Annotated in this window: 6 protein-coding genes; 1 reads left to right on the forward strand and 5 read right to left on the reverse strand. The window is 45.6% G+C overall.

The features are described from left to right. Window positions 1-47: 47 nt before the first annotated feature. From MD535_RS20975 to glnA, 5 genes are all read right to left on the reverse strand, one after another. Window positions 48-2,582 (reverse strand): bifunctional diguanylate cyclase/phosphodiesterase, encoded by a 2,535-nt coding sequence (locus tag MD535_RS20975; RefSeq protein ID WP_265676979.1) that lies wholly within the window; start codon window positions 2,580-2,582, stop codon window positions 48-50. 173 nt (window positions 2,583-2,755) lie between these two features. After that, window positions 2,756-4,159, reverse strand: a complete 1,404-nt coding sequence (glnG, locus tag MD535_RS20980; protein ID WP_265676980.1) for a nitrogen regulation protein NR(I) — start codon at window positions 4,157-4,159, stop codon at window positions 2,756-2,758. 35 nt (window positions 4,160-4,194) lie between these two features. Beyond that, complete coding sequence (glnL, locus tag MD535_RS20985) at window positions 4,195-5,244, reverse strand: nitrogen regulation protein NR(II) (RefSeq protein ID WP_265676981.1); 1,050 nt, start codon at window positions 5,242-5,244, stop codon at window positions 4,195-4,197. A 134-nt stretch (window positions 5,245-5,378) separates the two neighbouring features. Then, window positions 5,379-5,915 carry a DUF4124 domain-containing protein gene (locus MD535_RS20990; protein ID WP_265676982.1) on the reverse strand — a complete coding sequence of 179 codons (537 nt, stop codon included), beginning with the start codon at window positions 5,913-5,915 and terminating at the stop codon, window positions 5,379-5,381. Between the two features lie 147 nt (window positions 5,916-6,062). Then, window positions 6,063-7,472: a glutamate--ammonia ligase gene (gene glnA, locus MD535_RS20995; protein ID WP_265676983.1), complete on the reverse strand. Its 1,410-nt coding sequence runs from the start codon at window positions 7,470-7,472 to the stop codon at window positions 6,063-6,065. A gap of 496 nt (window positions 7,473-7,968) precedes the next feature. On the opposite strand from glnA, the gene typA reads away from it, so the two are divergent. Continuing rightward, on the forward strand, window positions 7,969-9,801 hold the full coding sequence (gene typA / locus MD535_RS21000) for a translational GTPase TypA (protein WP_265676984.1): 1,833 nt from the start codon (window positions 7,969-7,971) through the stop codon (window positions 9,799-9,801). Window positions 9,802-9,839: the final 38 nt, after the last annotated feature.

Here is a 9,839-nt window from a genome sequence, read left to right on the forward strand (position 1 = left end):
CACTTATTTGACGACCTTGTGTGAGAATCAGCGCAAGGTCGACCTTTCTATGCGCTGGCTTTTAATTGCGGCCACTCTTCAAGTGGTTTCGGGGTACTAAATAGATAACCTTGCGCATAGTGACAACCCAATCGCTTGGCCAAGTCGGCTTGGAGCGGAGTTTCTACCCCTTCTGCAACAATACTGAATCCAAAACTCCTCGATAGCTTAGTGATGGCGGAAACCACGCTCTCATGCGCATTTTCTTTAGTTAGTTGGTCGATAAAGGCTTTGTCAATCTTAAGGCTATCAAAGGGTAGCTTATGCAAGTAGGCAAGAGATGAGTAGCCGGTACCAAAGTCATCGATTGCAATGCGAATACCCAGGAATTTTAAACGCGTCATGTTCTCGATGATAATCGGGTCGTTGTCGGCAATTCTCGATTCAGTTAATTCCACAACGATTTGACTTGCCGGAAGTGCGGTTTCTATGAGTGCCGCTTGGAGAAAATCCACATAGTGGCCTGAGCGTAGTTCGCAAACAGAAACATTCAGGTGCAGTTGAAAGTCGGCGGCGAGTTGCTGAGCCTTTATCGCCTGTGAGACCGCTTGTATGCTTTGGGTCATCATCTGCTGACCAATGGCTTCAATAAGCCCGGAAGATTCCGCGAGTGGAATGAAGTCTAGCGGTGAAATAGGTTCGCCGTGCTCATCTTTAAGCCTTAACAATGCTTCCGCACCGATGGTTTTTCCGGTTTTTAAGTCGATAATCGGTTGAAAGTAGACGCGAAAAGTTTGGTTTTCAACCGCGTAGTACAGAGCCGCTAATAGGCGAGTTTTCTTTTTAGAGCTTTCGGCCATATCCGGGGTATAGACACAGGTTCGGTTGTTTTCTTCTTTTGCTTGGCTCAAAGCAATACTTGCATTTCGTAAGTTTAAATCGGCATCACGATTGTGGTCCGTGAGCGTAGCACCTACCGATATATGCAGTGATAACGATTCACCGGAGATAATAAACGGCGCAGTAAAGATCTGTCTGATTCTGTACAGGTAATCGAGCAGCTCGCGTTCATTGAGGTAGGGGAGATAAATGGCGAATTCATTCCCAACCGTGCGAGCCAGTACCCCACTTTCCACCACAACCCATGCTCTTAATCTTTCAGCAACGATGGTGAGTAAAATGTCGGCCTCTTGGTGTCCTAAGCAGTCATTGATGTCTCTAAACTGGTTAATATTGATGAGCAGCATCGCGCCTGAGCGTTCATTCAGTTGCTTGTCACACACTTCGATAAACCCAGAACGGCTATACAGCTTCGTTAATGGATCTCGGGTAAGTTGCTCACGCAATGCTCGAAATGAGGACTCCAAATGCGTTCGCATTGAGGAGAAGTTCTTGATGAGTTGGTCCACCTCTCTGATTCGCGTAGAGTTTGGGAGTGGGTAGTCCCAGCGGCCATTTGCAATCTGTTGAGAAGCTCGTGCGGTTTCGGTAATCGGTATTGTGAGCTGGTTTAGGGTAAAGACACCAATGACGAGACCCAAAGCGCCCAGCAGAAGGCCAACGGCTAAGGTTTTCTGGCTCAGGAGGGGAATATCACCCATTAGATCGGATGCTGAGATTGTCACTACGACATACCAACTTAGGTTGGTCTCGGTTTGATAGTGGCTGACCATGACAAATTGAGTGCTGTTATTATGCTCAAAAGACAGCAGCGTCGGCGTGGCAAGGTCAGTATTAAGTGTGGTACTACTCAGGAATTGTAAAGTAGGATGAAGGCTGTTGTCTGCGGAAACTCGATGGCCTTGACTGTTTAAAATGGTTTGATCGATAGAGTGGGCAATGAGATCTCGGCTGGCATCGATGACAAAGACGTGTGCTTTATGGGTGCGTGTAATGCCTTCTAAAAAGTGATTAAAAGTGTTGATTTGGATATCAACCGCGGCAACGCCGACAAACTCGCGCTGGTTTTCATGGGCGTAGTAGACGGGAGATAAGGCGGAGATGGTAATGTCCTTTTGCTCATCAGCATTGGTATAAACTTGTGACCATTGTGGAGCGCGACTGTTTTTCATTGGCGTGTACCAAGGACGCGTTCTGGGGTCATAAGGACTGATGCTGTCTTCGATGGCATGCTGGCGCGAAGAGCCTGAGTAGACATTCAGCCTGTTTTCCGTAACGGCATCCTTTGCCATGAGGGTAAAGTGCTCACCTTCATGGTGTTGTTTAGAGGCTCTAACGCCAACAAACTCACCTTGTTCACCTCCAAAGCCGATTAGGTCAACCTGAGGGACATCTTGATATAATAATTGGAAGGTTGATAATAGATAGTTTTCAATGGCCGCTGTATCGTTAGGGTTATATAAATCATGATACTCAATGGCGTGAGCGATAGCGCTAACCGCATCCATTGGGCGGTCTAAATAGATATCTAAACGGCTGACGACATTATTGGTTAAACTAGACAGTTGTTTACGGCTGACTTCATTCGCAATATCCTCATAGCGCCCACTCTGCAACCACAGTATTGCACTAATTGACCCTATAAAAACCACAATAAAGGGCAAAATTAAGGCTTGTTTTAGAGACAGGTTAGCAAAAATCATAAACAATACATCATTCTATATAATGGTGAGGTTACCTATCGCAACGTGGTAATAGGGTGTCTTTTACTGAGAAAGTGATACTTGATATATCGGCACCTCGTTGCGGATATTTAGGCGATTTTCTTACAAATTACCTAAATATCGTACGAGGTGTATTTTATGCAGGGAAGGGACTAATAGAGCTCTTTTAGTTTTCGGGTGAGTGTATTCCTACCCCAACCTAATACCTTAGCCGCATCTTGTTTATGACCGTTTGTATGGTTAAGCGCGGCTTCCAGTAGAATTCGTTCAAACTGTGGCAGTGATTTATTGAGAATTTCAGACTCGCCGGATTCTAACGCCCCTTTTGCCCAATTTGACAGCAGGTGTTGCCAGTCACCGTGTTCTGTCTCGGCGAATTTTTTTGGTTCATCAAGCAGCTCCGGGGGCAGATCGCTTGGCAGAATTTCACTGCCACTCGCCATTACCGTCAGCCAACGGCAGGTGTTCTCAAGCTGCCTGACATTCCCCGGCCATTCGAGCTTGTTGAGAATATCGACCGTGTCTGAGCTTAATGACTTACATTCGACAGCCAGTTCTTCAGCGGCGAGTGACAAAAAGTGGTAGGTGAGTTTTTCTATGTCTTGTTTACGCTCACGCAATGCGGGTATGTGTATTCGTATGACGTTAAGACGGTGATATAAGTCTTCACGAAATTCACCGTTAGTCACAAGCTTTTCAAGATGCTGATGGGTGGCGGCGACAATACGAACATCTACTTTTACCGCCGAGTGACCGCCTACTCGATAAAATTGCCCATCGGCGAGCACACGAAGTAAACGAGTTTGAATATCAAGCGGCATATCGCCAATTTCATCTAAAAATAGGGTGCCACCATTCGCTTGTTCAAAGCGCCCTTGGCGTACGCTATTTGCCCCAGTAAACGCGCCTTTCTCATGGCCAAATAATTCGGACTCAATGAGGTCTTTGGGTATCGCCGCCATGTTGAGAGCAATGAAAGGTTTGCTCGCGCGTGGACTGTGACGGTGTAGGGCGTGAGCAACCAGTTCTTTACCCGTGCCCGATTCACCATTAATCAGTACAGAGATGGAGGAGCGCGATAGTCGACCAATAGCACGAAATACTTCTTGCATTGCCGGCGCTTCACCGATGATCTCAGGCGCTTCAGTCGCAATGACTTCATCAGCCGTTAACGAACTTTTCTGTTCTTGACTATGCGCAATCGCTCGCTCGACGAGAGTCAGTGTTTCATCAATATCAAATGGTTTTGGTAAATACTCGAATGCGCCTTTTTGGTAGGCATTGACCGCGGCGTCTAAGTCTGAGTGCGCGGTCATGATAATGACGGGAAGATCAGGCGCTCTTTTTTGGACTTGATTTAACAGTTCGATGCCATCCATCCCCGGCATGCGAATGTCTGACACTAAAACATCAGGTACTTCTCTTTCGAGCGCCATTAACACACTTTCTGCGTCTGCGAAGGTTTCGCATTTTATATTTGCTGACGATAGGGTTTTGTCGATCACCCATCGTATTGAGCTGTCGTCATCGACGACCCATACATATCCTTTACTCATAGCCAAACGTCCTTACAGCAAGCCTAATCATCACGCTAGATAGGCAAATAAATAGTAAAAATGGTACGACCGGGCCAACTTTCTACGTCTATTTTTCCATTGTGTTGGTCGATCAAGTTTTGTGAAATTGAGAGCCCGAGCCCGGTGCCACCTTCGCGTCCGCTGACCATGGGATAAAATAAGGTATCTTGTAAATCGGCAGGAATACCGGGGCCGTTATCGATGATTTCAATACGAGCCGCCAGCTTGTGCCTTTGACCATGGATATTGGCCTGATGAACCGTGCGGGTGCGCAATGTGATTTTTGCATTATCTTGTTGCGCGAGGATCTGCGCGGCATTACTGGTAATGTTTAATAGCGCCTGTTCAATTTGGTCAGTATCCATGAGGATCGGTGGCAGGCTTGGATCATAGTCACGCTCAATACAGAGTTGAGTGCCTGCTTCTAATTCGACCAGTTGGCGCACCTTCTCTAAAATCAGGTGTAAGTTTTCTTCTTTTTTTGTTCCTGGCTTTTGTGGACCTAGTAGGCGATCCACTAAAGCTCTGAGTCTATCGGCTTGCTCAATAATAATGCTGGTGTATTCATTGAGGTTCGGGTCGGGCAACATTTTAGATAAGAGTTGTGCGGCTCCGCGTAACCCGCCAAGAGGGTTCTTTATTTCGTGTGCCAAACCTCGCACTAATAGTTTGGCAGCTTGTTGCTGAGCATGCTGATTCAGTTCCTGAGTGAGACGTTTTTGTTGACCAATCTTGCGCATTTCAATCAACAGCATTAGTTCTTTATTCCAAGACATCGGACTCACGGTCACCTCTAGAAGCAAGGGTTTGCCATCAACAACAAAGGTGACATCACTGTCGGTAATACTTTGTCCACTTTGCAGCGGTTGAGTGAGAAGGGCTAAATCTAAAGATGCGTGTTGTATAAATTGAGAAAGGTGCGAATCCACCAAGCGTTTAGAGCTTTGAGCAAAAAGTTGCTCCGCTGCGGGATTAGCGTAGCGAACCGTTAGAGACTCATCCAACATGAGTGTTGCTGTCACGACATTATTTAATATGGCGTTAGTCAGTTCGTTATTTGGCACTCGCTTCCCTTACTCTGCTCGTTATTGGTGCACTGCACATGTTTGAATGTTACCAAGCACCAAAATGGTGCAACTGGTCATTCAAGTATGGCGCAATTTGTCAGCGAGTAAAAGCGAGAACGCCGTCGGTATTGCTATTGCACCGTCGTACGATGTAAATGCACAGTGATAGTATCGGATGATGCAATAACCTTGCCGTTTTTTTGAACTTGAATCATTAGCGTATGTGTACCACGGTCGACATACTTTAATGACCAGTAAGGGTTGGTCTTTGGCGCGCCGTAAGGCTTGCCGTCGAGTAATAATTGCAGTTTGTCGTCGATCGCCAGTGGACGGCTAATATCACCCGTGACTTCAATAAACCCTGGATTACTGCGAACGGTTGAGTCATGTGCAGGAGAAGTGATGCGGATGCTGAGAGCTTGAGGTTTAGCCTTTTGATGGTTGTCTCCAGCAAAAGGGAGATATTCACGGTCTTTAGTGCCTTCGACGTGAGTGATCTCAGGAGACGGTGGCGTCATATTGGGCATGTTGACTCGTTGGGCATTGGGGTGATCGGGTGTATCGCTAAAGTGCAGGACGCCTTGTTTATCGGTCCAGACAAACACATCAATACTGCTGCTGGCGTGTGAGAAAAGACTGAACAGTAATACTAACCAAAGGCCCTTCATATGATGATCTCCTACATGGTTTATGGGGATAGCGGAATTCATTCATAGGGTAGCGTGACTGGGTCTTTGACTGGATAAAAAAAAGCTCGCCTGCGAGGCGAGCTTTATTAATGATTGCAAGACTGCAACTTACAGCCTGAATTCGAATTATACAGAGTAGTAAAGTTCGAACTCTAGTGGGTGCGTTGTCATGTTGATCAGTTCAACATCTTTTGATTTCAGGTCGATGTAAGAATCGATGAAGTCATCAGAGAATACGCCGCCAGCTGTTAAGAACTCACGGTCTGCATCTAGAGCTTTAAGCGCCACTTCTAGAGATTCAGCAACGGTTGGGATTTCTGCTGCTTCTTCTGCTGGAAGGTCGTAAAGATCTTTATCCATTGCTTCGCCTGGGTGAATCTTGTTCTTGATTCCGTCAAGGCCAGCCATCAGCATTGCTGAGTAGCATAGGTACGGGTTCGCTGCTGGGTCACCAAAACGTAGCTCAATACGACGTGCTTTAGGGCTTGGTACCACAGGGATACGGATAGAAGCAGAACGGTTACGTGCAGAGTATGCAAGCATTACTGGAGCTTCGAATCCAGGTACAAGACGCTTGTACGAGTTTGTTGATGGGTTAGCAAACGCGTTGATTGCACGAGCGTGTTTGATGATACCGCCAATGTAGTAGATAGCCATCTCAGATAGGCCGCCGTACTTGTCACCAGCAAATAAGTTAACACCGTCTTTAGCAAGAGATTGGTGAACGTGCATACCAGAGCCGTTATCGCCAACCAGTGGTTTCGGCATGAAGGTTGCTGTTTTACCAAATGCATGAGCAACGTTATGAACCACGTACTTATAGATTTGAGTTTCATCCGCTTTCGCTGTTAGCGTGTTGAAGCGAGTTGCGATTTCGTTTTGACCCGCTGTTGCTACTTCATGGTGGTGAGCTTCAACAACAAGCCCCATCTCTTCCATGACTAGACACATTGCTGAACGGATATCTTGAGACGAATCAACAGGAGCAACTGGGAAGTAACCACCTTTAACGCCTGGACGGTGACCTTTGTTACCACCTTCGAAATCAGAACCTGTGTTCCAAGCTGCTTCGATGTCATCAATCTTGAAGAAAGAACCTGACATGTCAGTATTGAATTTCACGTCATCGAAAAGGAAGAATTCTGGCTCAGGACCAACAAGAACAGTATCTGCAATACCCGTTGCGCGTAGGTATTCTTCAGAACGTTTTGCGATAGAGCGTGGATCACGATCGTAGCCTTGCATTGTTGCAGGCTCAAGGATGTCACAACGGATGTTCAACGTTGAATCTTCTGTGAATGGGTCAAGAACTGCGCTTGCTGCGTCAGGCATCATGACCATGTCTGATTCGTTGATACCCTTCCAACCAGCAACAGATGAACCATCGAACATTTTACCTTCTTCAAAGAAGTCAGCGTCGATTTGGTGTGCAGGAATAGAGATGTGTTGCTCTTTACCTTTAGTATCAGTAAAGCGTAGGTCAACGAATTTCACTTCGTTTTCTTGGATCAGCGATAGAACATTTTCTACGGACATCTTGGATAACCTCCAGTGTTATTAATACGGTTTAATAGCTTCGATTTGAGTAATCGGCATTGATTAACGTCTGCTTAATGAAGTGCGTTAATCGATGCTGATTTCTATAAAGCTAAAACCGTGCCAAAAAATAAATCCTTTATTTTTCATTGGCTTGATTCTTTTGTGAACCAAATTGGTCCTTTCTGTGCACCAAAATGATCATTGTAAGCACTATTTTGGTGCAAAATTATTTTTTTGCACCAAGTTGAATCAAGCGCCCCTACATTCAGCATGGCTTTTGAATTGATGTCAACCTTAATCAAACGCTTAGCGCTGACAATACGAAGGAAGAGGGGCACAATTTTGCCAAGAAAAATGCTGAATTAGAAAAATTTCAACGAAGTTGATCACATATTTTTTGGGTCTAGCCTATTATCTGGTATATTATTGAGCGTTTTTGAAATCCAGCTAGCAGCAATCAAGCGGCAGCCTCTAATGAGTGAAAGAAAAACCCATGTCTACTCCACAGATTGATAAGTTAAGAAACATCGCGATCATCGCGCACGTTGACCACGGTAAAACTACCCTAGTTGATAAATTGCTACAGCAATCCGGTACTCTGGAATCTCGTGGTGAAGCAGAAGAACGCGTGATGGATTCGAACGATATCGAAAAAGAACGTGGTATTACCATTCTTGCTAAAAATACAGCGATCAACTGGAACGATTACCGTATTAATATCGTTGATACTCCTGGACACGCGGACTTCGGTGGTGAAGTTGAGCGTATTATGTCTATGGTTGACTCTGTATTGTTGATCGTTGACGCTGTTGACGGCCCAATGCCTCAAACGCGTTTCGTGACGCAAAAAGCTTTCGCTCACGGCCTTAAGCCAATTGTTGTTATCAACAAAATTGACCGCCCTGGCGCACGCCCTGATTGGGTTATGGACCAAATCTTTGATTTGTTCGACAACCTAGGTGCGACAGATGAGCAACTGGACTTCACTACGGTATACGCATCAGCACTTAACGGCTGGGCGACGATGGAAGAAGGCGTCACTGGCGAAAACATGGAACCATTGTTCCAAGCGGTTGTTGACACAGTAGATGCACCAGCTGTTGACCTAGATGGCCCACTTCAAATGCAAGTGTCTCAACTAGACTACAGTTCATATGTTGGTGTTATCGGTGTATGTCGTGTGACTCGTGGTAGCGTTAAGCCAAACCAACAAGTGTCTATCATCAATGCTGAAGGCAAGAAACGTAACGGTAAAGTCGGTACAGTTCTTGGTTACCTAGGTCTTGACCGCCATGAAGTTGATCAAGCAAACGCGGGTGATATCATTGCTATCACAGGTCTAGGCGAGCTAAAAATCTCAGACACTATCTGTGATGTGAACAATGTTGAAGCGATGACGCCACTGTCTGTTGATGAACCAACAGTAACAATGACATTCCAAGTAAACACTTCTCCGTTCGCGGGTAAAGAAGGTAAGTTCGTAACGTCACGTAACATTCTTGAGCGTCTAGAGAAAGAATTGGTACACAACGTTGCACTACGCGTTGAAGAAACAGATAACCCAGATCGTTTCCGTGTTTCAGGTCGTGGTGAGCTTCACCTTTCTATCCTGATCGAAAACATGCGTCGTGAAGGCTTCGAGCTAGCAGTATCTCGTCCAGAAGTTATCATCAAGAAAGATGAAGACGGCAACCTAACAGAACCATTTGAAACGGTAACGATTGATGTTCTAGAAGAGCACCAAGGCGGTATCATGGAAAATATCGGTCTACGTAAAGGTGAGCTGACAGATATGGCTCCAGATGGAAAAGGCCGTGTACGTATGGACTTTATGATGCCTTCTCGTGGTCTTATCGGTTTCCAAACGGAATTCCTAACACTGACATCAGGTTCAGGTCTTCTTTATCACTCATTTGATCACTACGGTCCACACAAAGGTGGCGTAATCGGTCAACGTAACAACGGCGTACTTATCTCTAACGCAACAGGTAAAGCACTGACTTATGCATTGTTTAACCTACAAGAGCGTGGCCGTTTGTTTGCTGAGCACGCAGATGAAGTATACGAAGGTCAGATCATCGGTATTCACAACCGTTCAAACGACCTAACAGTAAACTGTCTGAAAGGTAAGCAACTAACTAACGTTCGTGCTTCTGGTACGGATGAAGCACAGGTTCTTTCGCCACCGATCAAGCACACACTAGAGCAAGCTCTAGAGTTTATTGATGAAGATGAACTAGTAGAAGTAACACCAGTTAGCATTCGTATTCGTAAGAAGCTTCTTACTGAAAACGAACGTAAACGTGCGGCTCGTCCAGCTAAGTAATTAGCCTCGACATCGCGAAAAAAAGCCCTGCTAATGCA

Source organism: Vibrio qingdaonensis (assembly GCF_026191675.1).
GTDB classification, from domain to species: Bacteria; Pseudomonadota; Gammaproteobacteria; order Enterobacterales; family Vibrionaceae; genus Vibrio; species Vibrio qingdaonensis.